Origin of the sequence: Paenibacillus aurantiacus (assembly GCF_042431225.1) — a bacterium.
GTDB lineage: Bacteria > Bacillota > Bacilli > Paenibacillales > Paenibacillaceae > Paenibacillus_Z > Paenibacillus_Z aurantiacus.
On sequence record NZ_JBHMDO010000044.1, the window covers coordinates 254,746 to 279,764 of the forward strand.

A 25,019-nucleotide genomic window follows, 5' to 3' on the forward strand; every position below is an offset into this window, starting at 1 on the left:
AAGGGCATGAGTATGCCTTCAGAGAAGGAAGGTTTGCCGGGGAGCTATCGTCCGCGGCTGCTGCCTCGGGCATTGACGATGATTCAAGGAGGAAGAGTTATGGCAGATAACGGAGTAGAACAGGGCGCTGCGAGCGCCAGCCCAGTCCGAAATAAGGTCGGCGGCATTTTCATTCCCGTCCGGGATATCGAACGCGCCCGCAGCTGGTATTGCCAGGTGCTGGGCTTGAACGAGGCCGATTGTCCGGTGCATTTCGGCCATCTGTGCCCGTTGCCGATGGAGGGGACGGGGATCGTACTTGACACGATGCCGCGCTGGGGCGGAAGCGACCCGGGCGGCGCCCCGCCGATCGCGACCCCGGCGTTCATGCTGCTCACGGGCGATTTGGAAGGCTCGCTGCAATTCCTGCGGGAGATCGGGGCCGATCTGGTGACCGGCATCGAGCATGACCACTGGTTCGTCGTGAAGGACCCGGACGGGAACCTGCTGATGGTGTGCCGGGAGTAGACAAAACTAACCAAAAACGAACCCCGCGAAGGCTTCGAAGGACTATTCCCGCGCCGCGGCGAATAGGTACGGAGTCAGGCTCGAATTTTTTGCGGAGGTGGATTGTGACATGAAAGCGCTTTTCATCGGAGGAACGGGAATTATTAGTTCGGCCATCACGCGGCAGCTGGCGGAGCAAGGGTGCGAGCTGTACCTGCTGAACCGGGGCAACCGCGGCGACCGTCTGCCGGAGAATGTCAGGCTGCTGCAGGCTGATATTAACGACGAGGCCCGCGTGGCGGAGCTCATCGAGCATATGGCGTTCGACGTCGTCGCGGATTTTATCGCCTTCCACCCGGCTCAGCTGGAGCGGGATTTCCGGCTGTTCCACGGCAAGACGAAGCAGTTTATATTCATCAGCTCCGCTTCCGCCTACCAGAAGCCGCTGTCGGACTATCGCATTACGGAGAGCACGCCGCTGGCCAATCCGTACTGGGAATATTCCCGGAACAAAATCGCGTGCGAAGAATATTTGATCCAGCAGTACCGCGAGCACCGTTTTCCGATCACGATCGTCAGACCGAGCCATACCTATGACGAACGCTCCATTCCGCTCGGCGTGCACGGAAGCCGGGGATCGTGGCAGGTGGCTAAGCGGATGCTGGAGAACAAGCCGGTCATTATTCACGGGGACGGCACTTCGCTCTGGACGATGACGCATAATAGCGATTTTGCCAAAGGCTTCATTGGCTTGATGGGCAACTTGCACGCGATCGGCGAAGCCGTGCAGATTACGTCGGACGAGTCGCTTACGTGGAACCAGATTTACGAGGCGATTGCGGACGCGCTGGGCGTCCAGCTGAGGGCTGTTCATGTTCCGTCGGCGTTCCTGGCCGCCTGCAGCAAGGAAGACTACACCGGCGGACTCATCGGCGACAAAGCGAATTCCGTCGTGTTCGACAACAGCAAGCTGAAGCGTCTCGTGCCGGGCTTCGCCGCGACCAAGCGGTTCGACCAAGGCATCAAGGAGACGGTGCAATATATCCTCGCCCATCCGGAGTATCAGGTGGAGGACCCCGAGTTCGACAGCTGGTGCGACAAAGTGATCGACGTGCTGGACGGGGCGGTCGCTGCGATCAAGGGGTGATCGGCCAGCCAGGCGTTAGCGCGGCATCGATTCCGCTATTGACGGTTCGTCGCAGTACAGCTGTAATCGGCGATTTGGAAGAAGAATCGTGCTATGGAACCACCCTGCGAAGGGTGGTTTTTTTGGTGTGCGCCCGATGCCCAACGAGGCCTTCGTTTTGGTTTCATCGCGCCAATGACGAGTTTCTCGTTTATCGTACGGCGATGAGCGGTTAACGGTTGATCCCAATTGTTACTTCCCGCGGAGGGTACCAGGCCAAAATGGTACTACCCGGCGGCCAGCCCGCCCTGGATAATGGAAGTATCAGAACAGTACCGCCCGGCTGCTATATGGTCGTATCCGTTAGCGCCGGTGCCGGGGGGGACGGGAGGGATTTGCGTTGAACTTTCTGCTTAAGCACGGTTGGTTGGTGATTTTGCTGGTCTTGGCGGCGATGTTGGGCTGGATCGCCTTTACGATTTACCGGTTTCTGCATGCCGATTTCGCGCCGTGATCGGCAGCGATTCACGATAACGAGAACAGTCGAATAGTAGATCGGGAGGTGCCTTAAGCACGATGGAACGCACCGTGCACGCATGCCCGGCTGCAATTGATTACAACCGATCTTTCCCTTGTCGTTGAAGCGCTTCTTGACTTATGCTGCTTCTTGACCCGCATGGCCGCGCCAACTGCGGCACAGAACGCGGGGGGAGGAGTGTTCGCCTATGACGATAGCTATATCCGATATGCGCTTGGAGACGAAGCGCCTCCTCATTCGTCCTTATGACGAGCGCGACTTCATGGAATCGTTCCATCTGATGCAAGATCCGGCGTTGTTTGCCTATTTGCATATGAATGTCATGACGATCGAGGAATACCGGGGCTTGTTTGATTGGCTGACTGATAGCTACCAGACGCCGATCGACGCGCCGTTCAAATATTCGTTCGCCGTTCGCAGATGGTCGGACGACGCCTTGCTGGGCTGGTGCGGCGTGGGCGAGCTGGATTTCAGCGCGCCGGACAAGGAGCTGTATTATTTGATCGGCCGGGAGCATTGGGGGAGCGGTTACGCAACCGAAGCGGCCAGCGCCCTGGCGGCATACGCGTTCGAAGTCATCGGTCTTGGACGTCTTCATGCCAAGGCGGATCCGCGTAATAGCGCATCGCGGAAGGTGCTGGAGAAGGTGGGTTTTCGATTCGGACGTGTGCTTGAAGGACTGAGCGGCGACGACGCAGACTGCAACGGGGAATGGATGTATGCGATGACGCGCGACCAGCTGCGAGGCGGCGAGCTCGCGGACGCGCGCGAGTAAGCAAACAAAAGACCATCCGAAGGAACGATGCCTCGACCAGGGCGCGATCCTTCAGGATGGTCTTTGTTGTTGTCTTTGCGTTAGCCTGCCGTAGAGTTGGAATGCCCGGCTGCCTTGCCGGGCTGCGCTCGGCACAGTCGCTCCGAGTACGCATGCCCCCACGCGGAGACGGCGATGAGCACGATTACGCTCAGCAGCGCGAGCATGATCGCATTGAGGACACTAGCCAGTGGGAAGAGCAGCGCCAGCGCGACTAGTCCGGCCAAATAAGGAAGCGGCATGGTGCCGACCACGATCCGCATGAACAGCAGATTGCCGAGCAGGAACAGCCATGGTCCGCCGACCACGACCGCAGCCGTCCTCAGCTCCAGGTGACCGGTCGGATGGGCGAGCATCAGCTCGTCGGCGACGGCGGAGATGATGATACCGGCGACGAGCAGCAGGTGCGTGTACGTATACGCCGAGCGCGCGACCCGTCCGGGATCGGCGGAGTGGGCGATGAAGTGGTGGCCTGTCTTGGCCGTCGTGTCGAAATAAATCCACCACATCGCCACCGTACCGATGAACGCGATCGCGAATGCAGCCAAGGTGACGGGCGACCAGTCCAGCTTCGAGAAGGTCGCGCCGGTCACCAGCACCGACTCGCCGAGCGCGATGATGATGAACAAGCCGCATCGCTCGGCCATATGCGAGCCTTCCACGTCCCATACGGCGGTCGGCGTCTTGCCGAGCTTGGGCGTCCAGAAGCCGAGCGATGGCGCCGCGTATTCGATCGCAAGCGCGACCGCCCACAAGCCAAGCCGCCACTCGTCGTGCGCGAGGCCGCCGGCGATCCAGAAGATTCCGGAGAGGGTGAGCCAGCTCAGGATGCGGATGAAGTTGATCCGCAGCTGCTGCGAGCCGTTGCGCAGCATCCATACCGTGAAGGCGGAACGTCCGATCTGGAAGAGCGTGTAGGACAAGGCGAAATACAGACCGGTCGTCTCGAAGGCCTCGGGAATCGACGTGGACATGACAAGTCCGAGCAGCATGAGACCGATTAAGAGAAGCCGTACCGGCATCGTCTCCGGATTAAGCCAGTTGATGACCCACGCGGTGAAGATCCATACCCACCAGACGGCCATCGTCAGCAGAACGAGGCGCAGGGCGCCTTCCAGCGTGAAATGCTCTAGGAAGGAATGCGACAGCTGCGTGACGGCGAAGACGAAGATGAGATCGAAGAACAGCTCGATAAAGGACACTTTCCCGGAGTCTGCATGCCCCCGGGTTCGGAATAGCATCGCGTTCGAAACGGAATTTTTCATTCCTTTCCTCCTTGTCGTTCGTGTGTGCGTTGGATACATCTGCCAATGCGAACGCTAGACAAGATTATAGCATGCCTAACCCGGGCGAAGTACAGGGATTTGGTCGGAGTTTCCACGGCTGGTTTCCGCATGTGAGCGCAGAGGCGATTTTCAAAATGCAGGTTATGGATTAAAATGGATGGATGTGGAAATATGGGAGGGGTAACGTGAGACTCGCGGTTGTGCTTTGTCTGTTGCTGTTGTTGCCGGGGTTATCTGGCTGTACGGGATCGGAACCGCGCATGATCGTGGACGAGGTAAAGGCGGCGATGGCGGATGCCAAAATGCCTGCTGCAGAAATTTTGCATATGGAGCCGCTGCGCGATGGACTTCATATTTTCTACCGGGATGAGGGAGGTTATGTGAACGCTGGCTTCGTTCGGCTATCCGGGGATGATTGGCGGTGGGTTATCGGCGATGGCGGCGTGGAAGCGGAGACGGACGCGGACGCAGGCTTGAGCTGGATGGCCAGCAATAACCGGGACATACCGGCGAACTATACGTATGGGGCTTTGTATGATCCGAATATTGCGACTGTCCGGATTCGCAAGCCGGACGGATCGATCGACCAGACGGCCAAAATCGTCGCGACGCCGGAGGGCACCCGGTTATGGCTGGCCTACCACGACATTCCAATCCATGCGCCGATCGAAATTTACGGGCTATCCGCGGATGGGACGACGATCTATCCGAAAGTGCCGTACGATCGTCCGTAATTGGCAGATAGGGCAACGGCGTTAGCGCGTGCGCCCGATGAACAGTAGGAACGCAGGTCGCGCTCGAAGCACAGCAGGAGCGAGGGCGCGCGACAAGCAAAAAAGCAGCGGAATGCGCTATGCCGTCCGCTGCTTTGTGCATTCATGACTGGATGTTTGGGCTCGCTTATGCTTTGGCCAGCTCCTTGCGTACGATCGGTGCGACGCGCGTGCCGAGCAGCTCGATCGCCCGCAGCACCTCGCGGTGCGGCATCGTGCCGACGTTGACGTGCAGGAAGAAGCGGGTGACGCCGAGGTTTTGCCGCAGGAGCAAAATTTTCTCCGCGACGAATTCCGGATCGCCGACATAGAGCGCGCCCCGGAGGCTGCGAGCGGCGTCGTAGGTCGCGCGGTCATACGGCTGTCCCCAGCCGCGCTCGCGGCCGATGACGTTCATCTGCGCCTGCGTCGGGAGATAGAACGATTCCGCGGCCGCTTCCGTCGTGTCCGCGACGAAGCCGTGCGAATGCGTCGCGATCTGCAGCTTGCGCGGGTCATGGCCGGCGCGAATCGCAGCTTGCTTGTACAGCTCGACGAGCGGCGCGAATTTCTCCGGCATGCCGCCGATGATCGCGAAGGCGATCGGCAGGCCCAGCATGCCGGCGCGGATGGCCGACTCCGGATTGCCGCCGCTCGCGATCCACACCGGGAGCGGCTCTTGCACCGCGCGCGGGTAGACGCCTAAGTTCTGGATCGCCGGCCGGTGGCCTCCGCGCCAGGTGACCTTCTCGGACTTGCGAATCGCCAGCAGCAGCTCCAGCTTCTCTTCGAACAGCTCGTCGTAATCGTTCAGGTCGTAGCCGAACAGCGGGAAGGATTCGATGAAGGAACCGCGGCCTGCCATGATTTCCGCGCGTCCGTTCGAGATGCCGTCCAAGGTCGCGAACTGCTGGTACACACGGACCGGATCGTCCGAGGAGAGGACGGTGACCGCGCTGGTCAGCCGGATATGCTTCGTCATGCCGGCAGCGGCCGCCAATACGGTTACCGGAGCGCTGCCGGCGTAATCCGGGCGATGATGCTCGCCGATTCCGTAAACGTCGAGGCCGACCTGATCGGCCAATACGATCTCTTCGACCGCGTTGCGCAGCCGCTCCGCGTGACTTATAATTTCGCCCGTAACCGGGTCCGGCGTCGTCTCCAAAAAGGTGCTGATTCCAATTTCCATCGTGCGTGCGTGGTCGGTCATATGTTTCGCCTCCTAGAATGTTGCTTCTAGTGTACCCGTTTCTACGAACTTTCACAAGTATAGTAAGTTGTAATTAGGAAGTTCGGGTGGGGATTGAGGAGCGGTCCTTGCAATCGATAGGATCGTGGCTTAACGCGATGGACAAGCAGGGGAGGCAATCATCAGCGGCGTAAGTAGAAGAGCTCTGATGGGAGCGCGGGAGGACACATAGCAGTCGACCGGCAGAATCGTTACGGGTAGCAGAGAAAGGGTCTCAGGTTCATACGGCGCAAAACACGGAAGGAACGCTCTGCCGCCGCGGGAGCATTCTTGGATGTGTCGTGTCGAGGTGCCTCATGTCAATGAGGGTTGTCGACGAGAAGTGAGGCGAGGGACGCTTCGTGTTGATGGCGCCAAGTCAAGCGGAAAGCGGACGGCCGCACTAGGCGCGGGTCATGCAGCCGTCTTGCTTCTACCGTCGGATGTCGGGATTCGTCCGCAGCATCGTTTCCGCGGCGTCCCACAGCTCGGGCAGCAGCATCAGCGTTTGGCGGGCACGCGTGACGAACGAGCTTCTATCCTTGAATCCGAGGTCGGCCAGCAGCTCGCGGAAAGCCGGAAGATGCGCTTCCTGCAGCGTGGGATCTGCATCCGCGGCCAATATTTTATGGCAGCGCGCGAACGTGGCGGCGATCCAGAAGACTGCTTCCCGGTGAAGACCCGCGTGAATGAGCGCGAGGCTGCCGTCCACCGCGATCGGCTTGGCGGACTCGGTGATGTCGGAGCTGAAGAAGAAGGGCGTCTTCGCGGCCGCGGCGGCCGCATCGAAGACGCGCTCCAGCTGGCGCACGTGCCGCAAGGTCTGGTCCAGGCTCCAATCCGCACAGCCGAGCTGCTCCAGCAGCTTGCCGTACAGTGCGTCGCAGCCGTAGTCGGCGAGCGTCTCCCGCGCGGCGGCGTAGCGCAGCCGCACGGTCGGATTGCGCAGCGCCGCGACGAGTGGAATGTGGGCCATGATGCCCGTCGGGAACAGCCAGGATGTCGCGAGGTCGTGGAGCGGCGCTTCCGTGTCTATCGCGAGCAGTCCGTTATGGACGCGGTCGTGCGCCTCCTGGCAGCGCTGCCGTACCGTGTCGTAAGCGGTGAACCGCCGAGCCACTTCGGCCTGCAGCTTCCTCAGGCCGCCGGTCGGATCGGCAATGACGGTGTTCGTCCGGAAGCTGCCGGCTAGATGGTAGGAAGCCAGTACCCGATCCGGCGAAGCAAGCTGGCTCGCAGAGAGATAAGTCGCTTCCAGCAGGACGTCCCGATAACGGAATTTGCCTGGTTTCATCGGCGGTTGTTCCATCGCGACGACGATGACAATGTCTACGTCGGAGGCGGCGGGCAGCTCCTCCTCGTCCGCTTTGCCCACGGTCGACCCGCTGTAATAGGCACCGGCGAATCCCGCCGTACTGCTCGCGTGAAGATGTACCCATTCCTTGGCCGCCGCGCGCGCCTGACCGATATTCATTCGCGTCCCTCCAAGCTTGCGTCATATCCTCTATCTTATACGGCCGCTGTTTCGTTCGCCAGTCGGGGGCGGTAAGCTGAGCAGCGAGCTAACGCGAACGCGATAAGCCCGGCTATTGCTATTTCGCAAGTCGTTCGTCCGACTCCCCTGCAGCGCCGTCGGTGTTTAGACTCCTTGCAAGTGGAAGGTTCTGGGTGGCTGGCGGCGAATACTTGTAGTAACGATGAGGAGGGATTGGGATGAAACCATCCGTTGTGTTGATCACCGGCGCTTCCAGAGGGATCGGCGAAGCGCTGGCGCTTGCGCTGCTGGGCCGCGGGGACTGCGTAGTCGGCTTGTCGCGGGGGGTATCGGAGCAGACGATCGCCCACGAGCAGTTCAAGGCGGTCAATGTAGACTTAAGCAGCTTGGCTGAGGTCGAGATGGCGATGCACCGACTGTTCGAGACGCTGACGCCTGATGCGATCAGCGGCATCACGCTTGTGAACAATGCGGCCGCGCTTGCGCCTCTGGCACCGATCGAAGCATGCGCCTCGAGCGATATCGCCGCTCATCTGCATGTCGGCACGGCCGCGCCGGTGCTGCTTACTTCGTTGTTTCTGCAAAAGACGGCCGATTGGCCGGTGCCCCGCACGGTAGCCACCTTGACGTCCGGCCTTGCCGGCATTCCCGCCGCTTCGATGAGTTTATACTGTGCTTCCAAAGCGTTCTTGAACATGTTTACGCGCTGCGTGCGAGAAGAACAGCGGCTCTCCCCGCGGCCGGCACGCGTCATTGCGATCGATCCAGGCATGGCCGAGACGGATATGCAAGCCTATGCCCGCTCGCGTCAAGGCGAGTCGTTCCCGGTCGGTACGCTGCTTCAGCAGGCGCATGACGCAGGTCAGGTGCTCGCGCCGCGAGACGTCGCCGAGCGGATCGTGCGGCTGCTTGATGAGCACGGCGCGGACGATCGGGCGGTGCTTAAGGTTTAGGTCAAGCGAGGGGTAAGCGTTCGCTGCCCCAACTCGCGCGTGCGGTTGCTTGATGAGCATGGCGCGGATGAGCAGGCGGTGCTTCGGATTTAGTCAAGCGAGGGGCGAAGCGTTCGTTGTCCCCTCATAAACGCGTGCGCGCTGGGAGGCGAACGGATTGGCCTGACTCGCTGGCCCTATCATTTTGGGGGTTGTCAGCGACGGCTTATAGGTCTTCGCGCGATGCTTGCGCCAAATCGACCGGCCGCGGCGGATTGCGCATGCTTGCGCCCCAGCGACCCTCTAGATGGTACTCCCGGATCGCATCGGTATCCTTGAGCAGATGGCCGGTCAACAAGCAGGCCGCCGTCTCGTCCGGATGTACGACCCCTTGACGGACGAGACGGCGCAGACCGGCCAGCGCGGCGGCGGAAGCGGGCTCGCAGCCGATCCCGCCGCGGTCGATCACTGTCTTGGCCTCCATAATCTCGCCGTCTTCGACGGAGACGGTGACGCCGCGCGTCTCCTCCAGCAGCCGAAGCGCTTTCGGCCAGCTGGGCGGATGCCCGATGTTGAGCGCTGATGCTCGCGTCTTCGGAGCCGGGTCGGGTACCAGCGTTTTCCGTCCGCCTGCGTGCATGCGGTGGAAAGGGCTGGCCCTCTCGGCTTGCACGATGGCAACGCGCGGCATGGCGTCGATGAACCCGAGGCTATGCAGCTCGCGGAGCGCTTTGCCGAGCGCGGCCGCGTTGCTGAGCGCGCCGCCGGGCAGCACGATCCAATCGGGCAGCCGCCAGTTCATGTCCTGGGCCAGCTCGTAGGCGATGCTCTTCTGGCCCTCGATCCGCATCGGATTGAGCGAGTTGCAGACATAGAGCCCGAGCCGCTCGGCATGGTCTGCCAGGAACCGGATGCCGTCGTCGTATGTGCCATCGAACGTCCGGACCTCGGCACCGTATGCGAGCGACTGCAGCACCTTATTCTCGGAGATCTCGCGCCTTGGCACGAGCACGATGGACTTTGCGCCGCCATAGGCGGCATACATGGACAGCGAAGCGGACGTATTGCCAGTCGACGCGCAGACGAACCGGCGATAGCCGAGCGCTCTGCCGTGCGAGATGGCGCAGGTCATGCCGTTATCCTTGAAAGATCCGCTCGGATTCTCGCTCTGCGCCTTCAGCCAGACGCGGCGCATGCCAGCATAGCGGGTGACGCCCTCCGCCTGGTACAGTCCGGTGTTTCCTTCCATGCGGCTAACGATCACCGCATCGGGCAGCTCGGGAGCGATCAGCTCCTTGTATCGCCACACGCCGCTGGCGTAGATCGACCCCCGCAGCGCTCTCCTTTCCTCGAAAATTCGTTTCAGGTTATCCGCATCGATGCCTTTCAACGACCGCCGCACGTCCAGCAATCCGCCGCAATCGCAGCTGTACGCCATCGGTGCGCAGAGCGGCATTGGCCTGCCGCACGCGATACATTCTGCTTGAATCATTCCGATTCCCTCCATTCAAGAAGAAGCAAGGTCCCTTTAAGAGAAGGGTAGCCATCCTCCTTCGTTTAGCTATACAATAGCGGGGAATCATTCATAATTCCAATATCGATTTATTTGTTCTGCATAACTTTTCGTTATGAGTAAAATGAAGAAAAGAACGGCTCAGAAGGAGTTGTCGTATGTTGAATTTATACGCGCTGCGCGTGTTTCATCAGGTGGCGGAATCGGGAAGCGTGACGCGGGCGGCGGAGCGGCTGCAGATTAGCCAGCCGGCGGTTACCGCCCATGTGCGCAAGCTGGGCGAGGAGCTGGGGCTTGCGCTTCTGGCCCCGCGCGGCAGAGGCGTCCTTCTGACCGAAGCGGGGGAGCGGGTAGCCGCACATGCGGCCCGGGTCGTTGCGCTGGAGAGGGATATCGCGCGGGATCTAGATGGCTACCGAAGAGGCGAGCTTGGCATTCTGCGTCTTGCCGCAACTTCGCTGCCGGCCAGCTGTCTTCTGCCCGCAAGGCTGGCTGCCTACCGGTTGGCATATCCGGAGGTGCGCGTGGAGCTTCGGACGTTGAACGCCCGCACGTGCTGCGAAGCGCTGCTTCGTTACGAAGCGGATATGGCCGTCGTCGGGGGAACGTCCGGCGCCGAGCCGGGGCTGGACGGCACGCTGCTCATGGAGGATGAGCCGTGGTTCGTCGCAAGCGCGAGTCATCCGCTTGCAGGCGGCGATGTCCGCCTCTCCGAAATTGCCGTCTACCCCTTCGTCATGCGGGAAGCCGGCAGCGCGGCCCAACGGCAGTTGGACGGCATCTTCCGGGCTCGCGGCCTTCATACGCCCCCTTGCGCGCTTGAAGTAGGCGGCGTCCGGGAGACGCTGCAATGCGTCGGCGCAGGTCTTGGCATCGCGCTCGTATCGGCGCTGGAAGCCGAGGCGGCGGTCTCGGGAGGATTGCTCTCCCGCGTGCGCGTCGCCGATGCGCAATTGCCCGCAAGCCCGATCACGCTCTACGTTCGCAGCGGCGAAGTGCCGACGCCTCAGGCGGAATGGTTCGCACGGAGCCTACGATCCGCATTCGGCAGGAGAGATGTTCAGGAGGCGGGTTCGTGACGATAACCAGGCTGCCGGCCGGTTGACCGAATGGTTCCGAGTACGGGTTCGAAGGAGCGAGAGCTGGCTGATTCGGAAGACGGGTATGCGCGGTATGTTATTGCCGTGGCTGTCTTAGCGGCGGCTGCGAATGGGTTAACTTCTTGGTTGCCGTCCACCGTCGCCGCATACGGCCAGCGTCGCATACAAAAAAGGAGCCTGTCCATAGAGACGGCTCCTTCGATATGCTGGTGTTGACCGGATTGCGGCAATTTGCTACAATCATAGCTGGCTTTCATTTGGGGTTAGAGGAAAAGAAGTGTAAATATCCACGGTAATTATATCATGTTGGTTTTTAATGTGTCAATATTGAACTTTTCGACTATCCACCGTCACAGGGCAAGCATAGCCTGTAACGATGCGCCGGTTGCATGAGGGGGCTACCTCCGACAGTTGGCAGGATGGCCGACGGATAGCTTAAGAGACTCGCGTCCGCATGAGGGAACGGGCCGCGGGAACGATTAATGCGGCGCTAGCGCCCAATTTTCAGGGGAAGAAAGGGAGGGTGGCCGAATGGTAAAGCCGGATGAACAATGGAGCCGCGAGCAGGAGCGGGTAACCGGTATCGTCCGTGAGATCGACCGGAGGATTGATAAGCTCGAAGACCAGACGCTGGATGCCAAAGGCGAGATGATCGACATCCGGAAGAACTTCTGGGAAGACGTCACGGTCAACTTCGAAGACGCGGCCGAAGCCGCCGAGACGTATGCCAGCATGAAGCAGCAGGCTGAACTGCTGTCGGAGCGGGAGCGGACGCATCGTGAAGCGGATAAGCAGCTGAAGACGCTGCGCAAGCTGAAGTCGTCCCCGTATTTCGGCCGAATCGACTTCACGGAAGCGGGCGGGGAAAGCACGGACCTCATCTATCTGGGGATCGCCTCGCTGCGGGATGCGAAGGACGAGGACTATCTCATCTATGACTGGCGCGCACCGGTGTCCAGCTTGTACTACGATTACCCGCCGGGACCGGCGGAGTACGAGACGCCGATGGGCACTATACAAGGCGAGCTCCAGCTGAAGCGCCAGTTCGTCATCCGCGGCGGGGAGATCGTCAGCTTGTTCGATACGGGCGTCACGATCGGCGACGAACTGCTGCAAGAGGTGCTCGGCAAACAGTCCGACGCGCAGATGAAAAGCATCGTGGCGACGATCCAGCGCGAGCAGAACCGGATTATCCGCAATGAACGGAGCCGGCTGCTCGTCGTCCAGGGCGCGGCCGGCAGCGGCAAGACGTCCGCGGCGCTGCAGCGGGTCGCGTATTTGTTGTACCGCTTCCGCGGCCAGCTGACGGCCGATCAGATTGTGCTGTTCTCGCCGAATCCGATGTTCAACAGCTACGTGGCGACCGTTCTGCCGGAGCTGGGCGAGGAGAACATGCAGCAGACGACGTTCCAGGATTATCTGCACTTCCGGCTTGGCCGCGCCTTCCGGCTGGAAGGGCCCTACGAACAGCTCGAATATGCGCTGGCCGGCGTCGACGAACCCGGTTATACCGTTCGGATGGAGGCGATACGCTACAAGGCGTCGGCGGCATTCGTCCGGTTAATCGACCGCTACCTCGATTCGCTGCGTTCGGGCGGGATGCGGTTCAAGCCGCTTGTATTCCGGGGCGAATCGATCGTGAAGGCGACGGATATCGAGGAAATGTTCTATTCGCTTGATCGTTCGATCTCGCTGCCGAACCGGCTGAAGCTGGTGGCGGAGCGGCTGCTTGTCCGGCTGAAGGAGCGGGAGGCCGCGGCGCTTGATGAGCCGTGGGTAGACGAAGAGATCGAGCTGCTCGACAAAGAGACGTACTTGAAGGCGTACCAAAGCCTGCGCCGCAAAAAGCGGTTCGCGGCCGACTCCTTCGACGACTTCGACATGGAGAAAGCCGTGCTGGCCGAATACGTCGTGCGCGAGCGGTTCAAGCCGCTGCGCGCAAGGATCAAGAAGTTGGGCTTCGTCGATCTTAAAGGGGTGTTCCGGCAGCTGTTCGGCAATGGCGCCGCTTCGTCCTTGCTTGCGGAAGGCGAAGCTTTGCCCGGCGAATGGGACGCCATCGCCGACCAGACGGCTGCACGCCTCGACCAAGGCGAGATGGCTTACGAGGACGCGACGCCGTTCCTGTATGTCGTCGAGCGGATTCGCGGCTTCCAGACGAATACCGGCGTCCGCCATGTGCTGATCGACGAGGCGCAGGATTATACGGCGTTCCAATTCGCGTTCCTCAGACGGATGTTCCCCAGAGCCAAGGTCACCGCGCTCGGAGATCTTAACCAGTCGATCAACGCGCATGCGACCGGCGGGGACGGCGGCTTCGACGCGCTGGAATCGCTGTACGACACGGAGGAGACGGAGCGGATTGTCCTGACACGCAGCTACCGCTCCACGCGTCCGATCGTCGAGTTCACGAGTACCCTCATCCCCGGCGGGGAGGCGATCGAGCCGTTCAACCGAGATGGCTTGAAGCCGACGTTGACGGAAACCTCTCACGAGGCGGCGGCGCAGGCAGCCATTGCCGACCGAATCGAAGCGCTGCAGGCAGCCGGGCACCGGACGATCGCGGTGATCTGCAAGACGGCCGCGCGGAGCGAGCGCGTATTCGAGGCGCTCCGCGGCCGCATAGCCGGACTGTCGCTGATCCGGCAAGAGACGAACGAATTCGAGGAAGGAACGGTCGTCATTCCCTCGTATTTGTCCAAGGGCGTGGAATTCGATGCCGTTCTGGTGGAGGACGCGTCGGATGCGGCGTACGCGCTGGAGAGCGAGCGCCGGTTGTTCTACACCGTCTGCACGCGCGCGATGCACGAGCTGCATTTGTTCGCGGCTGGCGTCTGGAGTCCGTTCATCTCGAGGCAGGCGAGAGCGCTCTGCGAGCCGGGGCCGGCAACCGCTACCAACATAGAGGCCCAGGTATAGCAGCCCGGCACGCGGGGTTCGGTCACACGTCGGCGGTCAAACCGAGGTAGAGCACGGCGGTCTGGATTTAGGATGACGGGGATTCGATGGCGCAGGATTCGCGTCCATGGGTTGGGGGCCTACGTGCCTTCGGCCAGCCGCATGAGGATGTCATTCGGGGCATTCTTAGCTCCCAGGTCGATCGGCGTTCAGCCTGGTCGGCCTTTTGTACCTTGCCAGCTTTTTCCTCCCCATGTTACATTGAGAGTTCAATTGGATATCGGGAGGGCAGGAGATGGGACAGCATATTGAGGCTTTGCGCATTCGGCCGCTACGCGCGGAGGAGACGCCGCCATATGAGCTGCTGCTGCTCGCGGATCCGTCGAAGCCGCTCGTTGACGCATACCTAAGCGCGGGCACGTGTCACGTCGCCGAGCTTGGCGGCGAGACGATCGGGGTGTTCGTCCTGCTCGAGAAGCATGCGGGCACGCTGGAAATCATGAACATCGCGGTAGCGGAACGCTATCAGGGACGCGGCTTCGGGCAGGCGCTGCTGGCCGAGGCCGTAGAAGAAGCGCGAAGGCGCGGGGCGGTTTTTATGGAGATCGGTACGGGCAATTCGGGATTTCAGCAGCTATATCTGTATCAGAAATGCGGATTTCGCATGGTGGCAATCGACCATGACTTCTTCGTCCGCAACTATGAGGAGCCGATCGTGGAGAACGGCATTCCGTGCCGCGACATGGTCCGGCTTCGGATGGCGCTGACAGAAGCGCCGGGCGAGTCCTCGGTAAGGGGGCATGCGCATGATTAAAGCAGTCGTATTCGACTTTGACGGACTTATTCTGGATACGGAGACATGCGAGATCGAATCTTACCGGCAGCTGTACGCCATGCACGGGGTGGCGTTTCCCGAGGAGGTCTACTTGCGCCGGATCGGCGGACGGGACAGCTTCGATCCCTACGAGGACATGCGCAGCCGGGCGGCGCATCTGCATCTCGAACACGCCGCGCTGAAGGATATCCGACGCGGGCTGTTCGAGGAGCGATTCCGTTCGGAGCAGGCCCGCGCAGGCGTGGTCGATTACTTGGAGGAGGCGGGGCGGCTCGGCCTGCGGATCGGGCTTGCGTCCAGCTCTTCGCAGGATTGGGTCGTGCCGCTGCTTGCCCGCCTCGGGCTGCGAGAGCATTTCGAGTGCATTCGCACGTTCGATTACGTGAAGCGGGCGAAGCCCGATCCGGAGCTGTATCAGCTCGTGCTCGCCGAATTCGGCATCCAGCCGGAAGAAGCGATCGCCTTCGAGGATTCGCCGAACGGCTCGCTAGCCGCGGTTCGGGCCGGCATGCACTGCGTCATCGTGCCGAATCCGACGACGTCGGGGATGGAGTTCCCGAACGGAGTGCGCCGCAGGCTCGCCTCGATGGCCGATGTGACCCTTGGCGAGCTTATCCGCGATATCGAGGCAGAGTGGAAGTAAGGGGAGGAGCGGCAGATCCCCTTAAGCAGCACAAAGAAGCGTCCATGACGAGAAGTCCTGGGCGCTTCTTTGTACAAACACGAGAAACGGCTTCCGCCGCTTGGGGCGGCAAGCCTCGACCTCGCTCATTTACGCTTCCGGCGTGCTCGGGACAGGGAGCCACTCCGACGACCAATTGCCGATTTCCTTCAAAATCGGGGCAAGGGCAAGTCCTTTCGCCGTCAGCGAATATTCGATCCGCACGGGCGTCTCGGGATAGACGTGACGGTTGATGATGCCCTCCGCCTCCAGCTCCTTCAGCCGCTCGGACAATACTTTGCCGCTCAGATTGGGAAGCGATTGCTCGATTTGAACGAAACGGAGCGGTCCGCCTAATAGTTGAAACACGATAAACGAGGTCCAGCGCTTGCTGAGCATCTCGACGGCCCGTTCGAAGCGAGGACACATTTGCGTAAGTTCCATTCATATCACCTCGAGGTATTGCTTACATTATAGCTTAAGATTACTTTACAAAACAATATTACAAAAACAGGGGATTATAACTTGACGATTGTTTGTGAAGATTGTAAACTAAGTTACATTAAGTAACTATTATTATACTGCTATTTTTGCCGCTATTCCCAAAAAAAATCGCAGCGCAGGTGTCTCGGATTCCTTGTGGGCAAACGCGAGGCGGATTCGCGCATCGCAAGGGAATGAAATGCGCGGGCCGAGTAAGAAGCGCCCGAGACGACCGATAGACGAAAAGGAGTGTATCCCCATGTTTGCACCGCATGCCGCTTCTCTAGTAGAAGATAAAATACGTTTGGTTCAAAGCGAAGGCAAGGCCCTCTACCTTGTCGGCCCGATTCGCCTTCCCGTCAATCTCGACGGGGAGACGGTCGAATTCCAATGGTACTGCTGGCTGAAGGCCGATCTGGTTCCGCGCGACACCGCTCAAATTATCGAGCTGCTGTCCTCCAGCCGTCTGGCGGAGCACCAGCAGTCAAGCGTGCTCGTCTACGGCGATTTCGCCGAAGCCCCGGAGGCGTACATCCGGATGCACAGCATTTGCCATACGGGCGATATTTTCGGCAGCAAGCGCTGCGATTGCGGCTTCCAGCTGCGCCAGTCGATGCGGATGATCAAGGCGAAGGGCGCAGGCGCGCTGTTCTACCTGGCCGATCACGAAGGCCGCGGCATCGGGCTGTTCAGCAAGGCGCTGGCATACCTGCTGCAGGAGCAGGGTTACGATACGGTCGAGGCGAATTTGGAACTGGGCTTCGGCGACGACGAGCGGAGCTACACGGATGCCGTGAACGTGCTGAGCGCGCTTCGCGACAAGCCGGTTACGCTGATCACGAACAATCCGAGGAAGCTGGATGCGCTGCATAAGGCGGGGATGACGGTGGACGGCCGGGTGCCGCTCTGGGGCGATATTTCGTCGTACAATGAAAATTATTTGCGCACGAAGGTCGGCCGCTCGGGCCACCTGGACGAGACGCACGTGCTGCAGTAACGGCAGCGGGAATGAGAAAGGCCGGGGGACGCTTGAAGCAGCGTCCCGCCGGCCTTTTTGTGTGCAAATCCATTGGACTACAGCCGCTTCCACCAGACGCCTGTGCACTCCGGCACGATAGGCGAGCCTTTGACTCGGACGTCCTCTGCCAGCTCGTCGCCGAAGAAGAATCGGCAGAGGCGCTCGGCTTCCTCGACCGATTCGAACTGCAGGTCAGTACGGATCCAGGTGTGGTCGAAGCCGTAGGTTTGCTCCAGCTCGCGGTAATAGGCGGTCAGGAACTCGGGCGGATTCGGCTGCTCGCAACCGGTCCCGAACGTCTCGAAAATGATCATCAAACCGCCTGGCCGCGTAATGCGGCGAGCCTCGCGAAGGATGGCTTCCAGACGGAGCTTCCACTCCGGAAGACTCGCGCTCGCCTCGTAGCAAATCGTCCAGCCTGCCGTGACCAGGTCGACGGACGCGTCCGCCGCCGGAAGCCGATGGTGCTCGCCTGTGCGCACCACCCAATTCGAGAAGCCTGTTCCGCCAAGTCTTCGCTGGGCGACCTCCAGCATCGCCGGCGACCGGTCGATGGCAACGACCGAGCGGACAAGCGGGGCGAGCATGCAGGCTAACCTTCCCGTCCCCGCGCCGATGTCCGCGACGTCCAACCCGGCAAGCTCGGGCACGATGGAGTGAAGCGTCCGCTCCAATTGGCGTTCGCGATCCTCTCTGGCTACTAGTTGTTCGTACATATCCGCCTCGCGGGCGTAAATTTGCTCATGATCCGGCATTACGTTATCGCTCCCTTATCGGTGATGTTGACCGCTGACGCGTACGCTCTCTGGCGCTGCTCGCCCGGCCAACATCAACGTAAACCCTCACCTTAGGTGAAGGTCAAGCGATTAAAACTTGCGCACCGCGTAGACCGCGTGCACGCCATCGTGAAGCCGCTGTTGGATCGTGATGTAGTTACGGCCGCGGAACCACTCCACGAGACGGGCGCGGTCGGCCGGATATTTGTGCGCGGCATTCGCAGGCGAACCCGCGGCGGCTGCCGGCCGATCCGTATGGTCGGCATGTACACGATCCTGGATAATCTCATCCAATGGTATCGCCCGTCCATCGGGTGTCTCCCCAGGCGGCTGCTCGGTCTGCGGGTGTTCGGCTCTCGGCTGTCGAGCCGGGCGCTCTCCGTGATCCTCCATCAGCGCGGCCAAGCAGATCCGGCCGCCCGGCTTCAATACGCGGTCCATCTCCTCTAAAGCCAGCGTCTGCTGCGTTTCGTTCAGATGGTGAAAGGCGAAGGCGCTGACGATGAAGTCGAACTGCTCCTGCACGTATGGCAGCGCCAGCGCGTTGCCGAGCTTCGCTTGAATGAACGGGTGCTTGGCCCGGCAGCGGGCGAGCATCTGCGCGGATTGGTCGATGGCGTGCATCACGGCATCCTTGCCGTGAAGCCTGGCGGCAAGATTGCCGGTGCCTGTGCCAATGTCGAGTCCGACTTCACCAGTCTGCGGCGCGATCCACTGCACGATCAGGTCGAGCGCCTGCTCGTAGACGAGCACCGGCACGAGCGGCCCAGCCGCGTAATAGGCCGCGTCGTCGTCGTACTCGCCGGCAATCCGGTCGAAGTCCCACGCATCCTTCCAGCTATCACGGCTCTTGTGAATTTGCCGCAGCTGCTCCGACAGTTGGGACAAGTCGGAGAGCTGCAGATCTTGCTGCCGTTCCAGACGGCGGATGAGCTCGTCGATGACGGCGATGGCGGATTTGGCCTCGACCCATTTGGATACCATCGCCATGCGCTGCAGCTCCAGCTCGTGGTGTATTCTGGCAGTGTCTCCGTCGTCGCGGCCGAGCAGCAGCTTCTGGATATGCGCCAAGCTCAGCCCGATCTCCCGCAGCGCGGCGATCGTCTGCAGTCTCCACGCATCGCGTTCGGTATAGACGCGGTAATCATTGTCCGGATTGCGGGCTGGCATTAGCAGTCCCTTGGCCTCGTAGAGCCGGATCGCGCGGGGCGTCAGATCGAGGCGTTTGGCAAGTTCGTTAATGTTCATGGCGCCGTCCTTTAGATTGGGATTCGTGGAGGGGCTGCTCCGCTAGAGGGGAGTTGAAGCTAGCTATGTCCTAGCGGACATACGCGTCAGCGCCGCTTCCATGTAGACTCATTATAAACCTTCACGCAAGGTGAAGGTAAGGGGCGAAGCGCGCGAGGACTGCCGGGGGACGCCGGGGAAACGTTACGACGCGGATGATGACGCTCCTCTCCGCCTAGGCCAGTCTGCGCATGAACCGCGTTTTGCGCCATATAATGGTGGAAGGTAAACGAACGCGCTTCGGGAAGGTTGACCCGCGGATAGGAATCGATTGCGCCTGCGCGAAGGAGGGGGACGCATGCTTCGGAAGCTGCGCGGCATGGGGAAGGAAATTCACTACACGGGGCTGTCGTTTGTCTCGCTAATCGGCGTCGTGCTGCTTCATCTCGTGCATTGGCTGGCGGCGCCGCTGCTGTTCGGTGCGGCCGCGAGCATGCATATGAACCATCATGCCGGCATGAGCGGCGGCTCGTCCGGCGGCGATATCGCGATGGGCGTGCTGATGCTTGCGCTATTCCTCATCAATCTGGTGAGCATGTTTTACGCCGTTCGGCAGTTGACGCTCGCTTGGCGTCAGCGCGGCACAGGGAAGAATTCACGCCACACATACTGGTGCAGCGCGGTTTCGATGATGGCGCTTGCGTTGGGGATTTATACGACGGTGTCGATTTAACGGCGGGGGGGCCGGCGCGGGATGCGCCGGTTTTTTCGCGTGGAGGGGGGCCGGCGCGGTCTTCCAGGGAGAGCGGTAGACGAGTCGGTTGCTAAGCGGAGATGTGCGGGTGTCTTTGCGTGGAGGGGATTGAGGCAAGATCATCCGGAGGCAACGTGTTGGACGAGCCCTGCTGCTCGGTTGCGTTGTGTTGGTGTCTTTGTGCCGCTGGAGCTGGGGCGAGGATGCCCGGGAGTAACGTGTTGGACGAACCCTGCTGCCCGGTATGGTGTCTTTGTGCCGCCTGCGGCTGGGGCGAGGATGCCCGGGAGTACGTGTTGGACGAACCCTGCTTCTCGGTTGCGTTGTCCTGGTGTGCTAGTGTCTTTGTGCCGCCTGGGGCTGGTTAGATCGTCGGAGGCGATGCGTGGACGAGCCTGCTGCTGTTGGAGCGCAAGGATGTCCGGGATCAGCCGGAATCGGCGTGCCGTAACCTGCAGTCGCCGAATCGTCGCTCGCTCATATAGGATACGCTTCAATTGCCTAAGCGATTTGGTCTGGCAGAGGAGGTCAGCTAAACCAAGGCGGGAATTGATGAGCGGCAATAGACGATATGGTAATGTGGTGTTATTATAATGTTAAAAAATATAACATTACCTTTGGATGGGGTGAAATCATGTCTGTCATTTCGAAAGCGGTTCGTCTGTTGGACTTCCTGCTGCCGCAGGGCATCGAGAAGGAGGTCAGCGCGGATGAAATCAGCCGGGAGCTGGATATGCCGGTCCACGCCGCGCAGCAGCTGCTGGGCTCCTTGTGTCAAGAGGGGGTCGTCCTGCAAGACGGCGGCTCGAAGCGATTCAAGCTGGGCCGCGTGCAGCAAGCGCCCGGCAACCGGATCTGGGACAGCCTGATGCTGCGTCAGGCGGCGCGGCCCTATGTGGAGGCGCTTCGCCAACAGACGGAGGAGACGGTCTATCTGGCCGTGTTCGAGAACCATGAGGGAATCTTCATCGACAGCATCGATTCGCCGCAGACCGTCCGGATATCCGAGCCCGTGGGCTTATGCCTACCGCTGTACATCGGCGCGTCGAACCGGGCGATTCTGGCGCATCTGCCGCAGCGGTCGAGGGAAGCCGTGCTGGATGGCGTCGATTGGTCGATGACGCCTGCACTCAAGCCGCTTACGCGCGAAGGGGTCGAGAAGGATTTGGAGCGCATCCGTCGGCTCGGTTATGCGGTATCGACCGGGGAGGCGACCGAAGGGACGACGGGGATCGCGGCTCCGATTTTCTCGTACGACAACACGGTGGTCGGATCCTTGAACTGCGCAGGACCTTCGATGAGGTTCACGCCCGAGCTGCTCGAGCGGCATAGTTATCATGTCAGGAAATATGCCGAGAAAATCTCGAAGGAGCTCGGTTACCGGGATTTGTATCGGATGAATGTGTAAGGTTGGTGACGGGAACGAGGACGAGGCGAATGATGGCGGCAGGCTTGGAGGAGCCTGCCTTTTGGTTGTCAGCGGGATGATGAGGTGCGCGATGAAGTCAGACGGAGGAAGGATACGATCGCGGCGGGCGCGGAGAGGCCGAGAAAGGAGACATATAGATAAGCCAATGACCAGCTGCCTGCCTCATAGATGAAATAACCGACTGCCGCGAGACCAAGCGCATTGAACAGGAGAAGGGCATGGATGCGGCCGGGCACGAATCGGGCGATGACCGCCAAGATGACGCTGATGGCCAGATTGAGCGGGTAATGCAGCAGCAAGGCGGCGAAGAACGTGAACGCGGAACTTTCGAGCAGCTGGTCTTGTGCGGGCGTGCCCAGCGCAAGCCAAGCCGCTTGCCCCACGGCGAGCAGCAGCGATAGCGCGAACAGGTTCAAGATGAGCTCTCTTCGAATCATGCTAAATCTTCCTTTCGACGGCTACTTCAGATGAACGGGAAACGAAGGCTGCAACGGTGCTGCCTCGTACAAAAAGCATTACATCTCCTATGACGCGGGTAAGCGGGCAAAAGTTACTTGGATCAAGGGCGACGTCAAAACAAAAAAGACGCTTCGGCGCGATGGCTAAAGCGTCTTGCTTGCAGGGGCAGCAGTCTGGTTCCGACTGAGGCAACTGCCGATTATCCTGTATGAGTGTTCGAGCGGTGCAAGCCATAGAAGGTGAGCCGGTTCTTCCCGGCGCGCTTGGAAGCATACAGCGCTTCGTCGGCGAGACGGACGATCTCGATCGGATCACGACTGTCAAGAGGCCATACGGCGGCGCCGATACTGCAGCCGATGCGGACGATGCGGCCGTCCAGGACGAACGCCTGATTCAGCGTCTCGATCAAGCGGGCAGCCACGGCCGCGGCCTCTTGTTCGGCTCCGACCGCCGAAGTGTTCAGAATCGCGAGAAACTCGTCTCCGCCGAGCCGGGCCGCGATTTCGTCGCCCCGCGTGCAGGCGCAAAGCCGGGCAGCGACATTCTGCAGCAGGGCATCGCCGGCCGAATGGCCGTGCGTATCGTTGATGCCCTTGAATCCATCCAAGTCCAAGTACAGGAAGGTGAGCGTCTCCCCGTTCTCCTCCGCCCGACGCATGGCTTCCTCCATATAGCTATCGAGAGCGATCCGGTTCGGCAGGCCGGTCAGTCTATCATGATGGGCAAGGCTCTCCATCCGATCCAGCGCGTGTTCGGTGCGGGTTAAATCGTCGACCAGGCTTTGCAGCGAGACCGACAGCGTCTCGATATCCCGGATGCCGCGGTGCTGCGGGATCGGAACATCCTCGCCTTGACGGAGACGTTCCGCCGCTTGCGCGATGTTCTTCAGCGGCTTGGAGACGAAGCCGGCGGCGAACCAGCCTATGATGGCGAAGACGAGTGCGGATATGCCGCCAAGCCACATGAAGCGGTTGCGCAGCTCGGCCACCGACGCGAAGGCGCTGTCCGCCGGTTCGCGGACGATGACGGTCCAGCCGAGTCCTGGATAGTCCATATAGCCGTTGCCGTAAGCGAAGCTGGTCAAATAGGTTTGTCCGTCCGGCCACTCCATCGTGCCGTTATTGTTGCGGCCCGCCTGGGCGGCGGCCAAACCGGGCAGCGCAATCTTCTTGCCCACCTGCTGCTCCGGGCCGAGAAGCACGCTGTTGTCCGTCTTGCTTACGATAAAAATATCGTAGCTCGATTTGCGATCCTTGAGCGGCTGCAGAATCGACTGCTCGACTTCCTCCGACCATTCCCAACTGAGATGCGCGGCGAGGACGCCGACCGTCTCTCCCGCGCTGTTCTTGACGGGCACGCTGATGTCGACGAATTGCAGCGGCTCGCCGCTCGGATTGGGCAGCAGCTTCGCGAGGAGCACGGCCTCGTGCACATCGCCGATGAACCGGCCTTTGATGCCGTTCTGGAAGACAGGGCGCTTCGCGATATTCTGCCCGGTCAGAATGCCTGCCGTCGAAGCGACGACATTCCCCTTGGTATCCAGAAAGGCGACCCAGGTGAACGACGGGATACTCTTCTGCAGCCCATCGAGGAGTCGGCGGATCGCGGCGGGATCTTCCGGTTGACGCAGCGTATCCAGCTGGCTGAGCACGTCAATCTCGCCGGCGCGGGACCACATGTAATGATCAAGCTTCTCGGCCATCTGGTATGAGATCTCGGACAGCGAGTTACCGATCTCCGCTTCGATGGCGGCGCTGGTCCGGTTCGACATCGTAAAGCTGAGCAAGGTGGACAGCAAGATGATTAGTACGGCGGATATAATAGCGAAGCTAGTTCGCAAATTAAGTGAAAACGACACGACGATCTCCTCCATGAAGTGAATCGACAAAAAACTAGTCGAATAATGTCGAAAGCAATATGACATTATTATAACTGATTGTCACTCGTTTGGGGAGAGACTTCGGACACGGCGTTGCTTGTTATTATTCGTCAATATCGACGAGTTGATCCAGCTTGATCCACTGTCCGCTGTCCATGCGAACGCGGCGTCCGGCGGCGTCGTAGCGGACGAGCACGCCTTCGAGCGTGACGTTGTCCGGCTCGGCGGCAAGCGTCAGCCGGACTGGCGCGCCGTGGGAGAGCGCGGCGCCGAGTCGGGCGGCGATCTCCTCGCGGCGCTGGTCGTCGAGCGCCCGGCGGGCGGAGGGTGTGGTGGCGGGGATCGGCTCGCGCCCCCGCGCGATGAGCGCATCCCGATGCTCGAACAGCATCATGCGCGACGATTCGAATAGGCCGTTGCCCTGCAGTTTTTTGCTCATTTGAGATGACCTCCGATTTTTCTGGCGATGTTGGTAAGCTGGGCGGAACGGGAGGCGGAGGAGCCGTAGAAGATTGCGGTCGGCCCGTAGGCGTCGCGGATATTGTCCATCGTCTGCTCCAGCACGAGCTGGCGGTGACGGTCGTCGAACAACGTCAGCTGCACCGCCTCGTCGGAGAGCAGGCTGCCGAGCTGGACCCACACCTTGCGGACCGGCAGGCCGTTCCAATGCTTCGCGAACACTTGCTTGGCGGCGGCGTACACCTCGCGGGTGAGGTTGGTCGGCACATCCAGCTTCATCTGGCGGCTGAACCCGGTCGGCTTGTCGAAGTCCGCGCCCTGCACGCCGACGCTGACGACCGCCCCTTGGTAATGCTTCTTGCGGGCGCGTTCGCAGACGAGCGCGGCGAGCTCCAGCAGCACGACGTGGATGTCTTCCGCGCTGTAGTAGTCGACCGGGAGCGTCGTCTGCCGTCCGATTCCCTTCTGCCCGTCGAACGCATCCGGATTGACGGGCGACTCGTCGATGCCGTTGGCTGTCCGCCAGAGCACTTCGCTCCATATATCCGTGTTGCGGCCGAGCAGCACGCGCATTTTCCTCCGCAGCGTCTCGAGCGGCGTCTGCGCCAGATCGCCGATCGTGCGAATGCCGATCTTGTGCAGATGCATCATCGTGCGCGTGCCGATGCCGAACATTTTGTTCAGCTCGTGCTCCCACATCTTGTGCATGTTGTCCCGCGTCAGCTCGAATAGGCCGGCGTCGTTCTTCTTGGCGAAGATATCGCAGGCGATCTTGGCGAGAATCTTGTTCTCGGAGACGCCGATGCGGGTATTAATGCCGGTTTCCTTCCAGACGCGCATCCGGATATGTCTAGCGAGTTCCTCGGCGGTG

At 60.7% G+C, this 25,019-nt stretch carries 23 protein-coding genes; 12 read left to right on the forward strand and 11 right to left on the reverse strand.

Going from position 1 to position 25,019, the window contains the following annotated elements:
- Positions 1-6 precede the first annotated feature (6 nt).
- The 3 genes from ACFFSY_RS28065 to ACFFSY_RS28075 all read left to right on the forward strand — a co-directional run bounded on the left by ACFFSY_RS28065 (position 7) and on the right by ACFFSY_RS28075 (position 2,925).
- Positions 7-507, forward strand: a complete 501-nt coding sequence (locus ACFFSY_RS28065) for a VOC family protein (protein ID WP_377500397.1) — start codon at positions 7-9, stop codon at positions 505-507.
- 109 nt (positions 508-616) lie between these two features.
- Positions 617-1,633 (forward strand): SDR family oxidoreductase, encoded by a 1,017-nt coding sequence (locus ACFFSY_RS28070; protein WP_377500399.1) that lies wholly within the window; start codon positions 617-619, stop codon positions 1,631-1,633.
- 704 nt (positions 1,634-2,337) lie between these two features.
- The gene (locus tag ACFFSY_RS28075; protein ID WP_377500401.1) at positions 2,338-2,925 is read left to right on the forward strand and encodes a GNAT family N-acetyltransferase; all 588 of its coding nucleotides are present in this window, start codon (positions 2,338-2,340) and stop codon (positions 2,923-2,925) included.
- Positions 2,926-3,005: 80 nt separating this feature from the next.
- Here the strand turns inward: ACFFSY_RS28075 and ACFFSY_RS28080 are convergent, their stop codons facing one another.
- Positions 3,006-4,229 carry a low temperature requirement protein A gene (locus tag ACFFSY_RS28080; RefSeq protein ID WP_377500403.1) on the reverse strand — a complete coding sequence of 408 codons (1,224 nt, stop codon included), beginning with the start codon at positions 4,227-4,229 and terminating at the stop codon, positions 3,006-3,008.
- Positions 4,230-4,435: 206 nt separating this feature from the next.
- Between ACFFSY_RS28080 and ACFFSY_RS28085 the strand changes: the two genes are divergently transcribed.
- On the forward strand, positions 4,436-4,984 hold the full coding sequence (locus tag ACFFSY_RS28085; protein WP_377500405.1) for a hypothetical protein: 549 nt from the start codon (positions 4,436-4,438) through the stop codon (positions 4,982-4,984).
- Positions 4,985-5,150: 166 nt separating this feature from the next.
- Here the strand turns inward: ACFFSY_RS28085 and ACFFSY_RS28090 are convergent, their stop codons facing one another.
- Positions 5,151-6,212, reverse strand: a complete 1,062-nt coding sequence (locus ACFFSY_RS28090; RefSeq protein ID WP_377500407.1) for an LLM class flavin-dependent oxidoreductase — start codon at positions 6,210-6,212, stop codon at positions 5,151-5,153.
- Between the two features lie 451 nt (positions 6,213-6,663).
- Positions 6,664-7,704 (reverse strand): hypothetical protein, encoded by a 1,041-nt coding sequence (locus ACFFSY_RS28095; protein WP_377500409.1) that lies wholly within the window; start codon positions 7,702-7,704, stop codon positions 6,664-6,666.
- Positions 7,705-7,943: 239 nt separating this feature from the next.
- Between ACFFSY_RS28095 and ACFFSY_RS28100 the strand changes: the two genes are divergently transcribed.
- Positions 7,944-8,678 (forward strand): SDR family NAD(P)-dependent oxidoreductase, encoded by a 735-nt coding sequence (locus tag ACFFSY_RS28100; RefSeq protein ID WP_377500411.1) that lies wholly within the window; start codon positions 7,944-7,946, stop codon positions 8,676-8,678.
- Positions 8,679-8,883: 205 nt separating this feature from the next.
- Here the strand turns inward: ACFFSY_RS28100 and thrC are convergent, their stop codons facing one another.
- Positions 8,884-10,146, reverse strand: a complete 1,263-nt coding sequence (gene thrC / locus ACFFSY_RS28105) for a threonine synthase (RefSeq protein WP_377500461.1) — start codon at positions 10,144-10,146, stop codon at positions 8,884-8,886.
- Positions 10,147-10,328: 182 nt separating this feature from the next.
- Between thrC and ACFFSY_RS28110 the strand changes: the two genes are divergently transcribed.
- The 4 genes from ACFFSY_RS28110 to ACFFSY_RS28125 all read left to right on the forward strand — a co-directional run bounded on the left by ACFFSY_RS28110 (position 10,329) and on the right by ACFFSY_RS28125 (position 15,646).
- Complete coding sequence (locus ACFFSY_RS28110; RefSeq protein ID WP_377500413.1) at positions 10,329-11,249, forward strand: LysR family transcriptional regulator; 921 nt, start codon at positions 10,329-10,331, stop codon at positions 11,247-11,249.
- Between the two features lie 552 nt (positions 11,250-11,801).
- Complete coding sequence (gene helD / locus ACFFSY_RS28115; RefSeq protein ID WP_377500415.1) at positions 11,802-14,189, forward strand: RNA polymerase recycling motor HelD; 2,388 nt, start codon at positions 11,802-11,804, stop codon at positions 14,187-14,189.
- 274 nt (positions 14,190-14,463) lie between these two features.
- Complete coding sequence (locus ACFFSY_RS28120) at positions 14,464-14,982, forward strand: GNAT family N-acetyltransferase (RefSeq protein WP_377500418.1); 519 nt, start codon at positions 14,464-14,466, stop codon at positions 14,980-14,982.
- The gene (locus ACFFSY_RS28125) at positions 14,975-15,646 is read left to right on the forward strand and encodes an HAD family hydrolase (protein WP_377500421.1); all 672 of its coding nucleotides are present in this window, start codon (positions 14,975-14,977) and stop codon (positions 15,644-15,646) included. Before ACFFSY_RS28120 ends, ACFFSY_RS28125 begins: the two co-directional genes overlap by 8 nt.
- 129 nt (positions 15,647-15,775) lie before the next feature.
- Here the strand turns inward: ACFFSY_RS28125 and ACFFSY_RS28130 are convergent, their stop codons facing one another.
- Entirely contained in the window at positions 15,776-16,108 is a 333-nt protein-coding gene (locus tag ACFFSY_RS28130) for a winged helix-turn-helix transcriptional regulator (protein WP_377500423.1), read from the reverse strand.
- A gap of 298 nt (positions 16,109-16,406) precedes the next feature.
- On the opposite strand from ACFFSY_RS28130, the gene ACFFSY_RS28135 reads away from it, so the two are divergent.
- Complete coding sequence (locus ACFFSY_RS28135) at positions 16,407-17,144, forward strand: GTP cyclohydrolase II (RefSeq protein ID WP_377500425.1); 738 nt, start codon at positions 16,407-16,409, stop codon at positions 17,142-17,144.
- Between the two features lie 77 nt (positions 17,145-17,221).
- On the opposite strand, the gene ACFFSY_RS28140 is transcribed toward ACFFSY_RS28135, so the two are convergent.
- Positions 17,222-17,920, reverse strand: a complete 699-nt coding sequence (locus ACFFSY_RS28140) for a class I SAM-dependent methyltransferase (RefSeq protein WP_377500427.1) — start codon at positions 17,918-17,920, stop codon at positions 17,222-17,224.
- 111 nt (positions 17,921-18,031) lie between these two features.
- On the reverse strand, positions 18,032-19,189 hold the full coding sequence (locus ACFFSY_RS28145; protein ID WP_377500429.1) for a MerR family transcriptional regulator: 1,158 nt from the start codon (positions 19,187-19,189) through the stop codon (positions 18,032-18,034).
- 337 nt (positions 19,190-19,526) lie between these two features.
- On the opposite strand from ACFFSY_RS28145, the gene ACFFSY_RS28150 reads away from it, so the two are divergent.
- The gene (locus ACFFSY_RS28150) at positions 19,527-19,901 is read left to right on the forward strand and encodes a hypothetical protein (RefSeq protein ID WP_377500431.1); all 375 of its coding nucleotides are present in this window, start codon (positions 19,527-19,529) and stop codon (positions 19,899-19,901) included.
- A 655-nt stretch (positions 19,902-20,556) separates the two neighbouring features.
- Entirely contained in the window at positions 20,557-21,330 is a 774-nt protein-coding gene (locus ACFFSY_RS28155) for an IclR family transcriptional regulator (protein WP_377500433.1), read from the forward strand.
- Between the two features lie 68 nt (positions 21,331-21,398).
- Here the strand turns inward: ACFFSY_RS28155 and ACFFSY_RS28160 are convergent, their stop codons facing one another.
- The 4 genes from ACFFSY_RS28160 to ACFFSY_RS28175 form a co-directional block, all read right to left on the reverse strand.
- Complete coding sequence (locus ACFFSY_RS28160) at positions 21,399-21,788, reverse strand: hypothetical protein (RefSeq protein WP_377500435.1); 390 nt, start codon at positions 21,786-21,788, stop codon at positions 21,399-21,401.
- 221 nt (positions 21,789-22,009) lie between these two features.
- Entirely contained in the window at positions 22,010-23,668 is a 1,659-nt protein-coding gene (locus tag ACFFSY_RS28165) for a diguanylate cyclase domain-containing protein (RefSeq protein WP_377500437.1), read from the reverse strand.
- A gap of 124 nt (positions 23,669-23,792) precedes the next feature.
- Complete coding sequence (locus tag ACFFSY_RS28170; RefSeq protein WP_377500439.1) at positions 23,793-24,128, reverse strand: YolD-like family protein; 336 nt, start codon at positions 24,126-24,128, stop codon at positions 23,793-23,795.
- The coding region (locus ACFFSY_RS28175; protein WP_377500441.1) for a DNA polymerase IV at positions 24,125-25,019 on the reverse strand (895 nt) is incomplete at its 5' end. The genes ACFFSY_RS28170 and ACFFSY_RS28175, both read right to left, overlap by 4 nt.

Excerpts from the sequence above, each read along its gene's own strand:
- ACFFSY_RS28155 (WP_377500433.1), top strand. The coding sequence starts at position 20,557 with ATGTCTGTCATTTCGAAAGCGGTTCGTCTGTTGGACTTCCTGCTGCCG.
- ACFFSY_RS28070 (WP_377500399.1), top strand. The coding sequence starts at position 617 with ATGAAAGCGCTTTTCATCGGAGGAACGGGAATTATTAGTTCGGCCATC.
- helD (WP_377500415.1), top strand. The coding sequence starts at position 11,802 with ATGGTAAAGCCGGATGAACAATGGAGCCGCGAGCAGGAGCGGGTAACC.
- ACFFSY_RS28120 (WP_377500418.1), top strand. The coding sequence starts at position 14,464 with ATGGGACAGCATATTGAGGCTTTGCGCATTCGGCCGCTACGCGCGGAG.
- ACFFSY_RS28075 (WP_377500401.1), top strand. The coding sequence starts at position 2,338 with ATGACGATAGCTATATCCGATATGCGCTTGGAGACGAAGCGCCTCCTC.
- ACFFSY_RS28150 (WP_377500431.1), top strand. The coding sequence starts at position 19,527 with ATGCTTCGGAAGCTGCGCGGCATGGGGAAGGAAATTCACTACACGGGG.
- ACFFSY_RS28090 (WP_377500407.1), bottom strand. The coding sequence starts at position 6,212 with ATGACCGACCACGCACGCACGATGGAAATTGGAATCAGCACCTTTTTG.
- ACFFSY_RS28110 (WP_377500413.1), top strand. The coding sequence starts at position 10,329 with ATGTTGAATTTATACGCGCTGCGCGTGTTTCATCAGGTGGCGGAATCG.
- ACFFSY_RS28130 (WP_377500423.1), bottom strand. The coding sequence starts at position 16,108 with ATGGAACTTACGCAAATGTGTCCTCGCTTCGAACGGGCCGTCGAGATG.
- ACFFSY_RS28145 (WP_377500429.1), bottom strand. The coding sequence starts at position 19,189 with ATGAACATTAACGAACTTGCCAAACGCCTCGATCTGACGCCCCGCGCG.
- ACFFSY_RS28135 (WP_377500425.1), top strand. The coding sequence starts at position 16,407 with ATGTTTGCACCGCATGCCGCTTCTCTAGTAGAAGATAAAATACGTTTG.
- ACFFSY_RS28095 (WP_377500409.1), bottom strand. The coding sequence starts at position 7,704 with ATGAATATCGGTCAGGCGCGCGCGGCGGCCAAGGAATGGGTACATCTT.
- ACFFSY_RS28125 (WP_377500421.1), top strand. The coding sequence starts at position 14,975 with ATGATTAAAGCAGTCGTATTCGACTTTGACGGACTTATTCTGGATACG.
- ACFFSY_RS28065 (WP_377500397.1), top strand. The coding sequence starts at position 7 with ATGAGTATGCCTTCAGAGAAGGAAGGTTTGCCGGGGAGCTATCGTCCG.
- ACFFSY_RS28170 (WP_377500439.1), bottom strand. The coding sequence starts at position 24,128 with ATGAGCAAAAAACTGCAGGGCAACGGCCTATTCGAATCGTCGCGCATG.
- ACFFSY_RS28140 (WP_377500427.1), bottom strand. The coding sequence starts at position 17,920 with ATGCCGGATCATGAGCAAATTTACGCCCGCGAGGCGGATATGTACGAA.
- ACFFSY_RS28080 (WP_377500403.1), bottom strand. The coding sequence starts at position 4,229 with ATGAAAAATTCCGTTTCGAACGCGATGCTATTCCGAACCCGGGGGCAT.
- ACFFSY_RS28100 (WP_377500411.1), top strand. The coding sequence starts at position 7,944 with ATGAAACCATCCGTTGTGTTGATCACCGGCGCTTCCAGAGGGATCGGC.
- ACFFSY_RS28160 (WP_377500435.1), bottom strand. The coding sequence starts at position 21,788 with ATGATTCGAAGAGAGCTCATCTTGAACCTGTTCGCGCTATCGCTGCTG.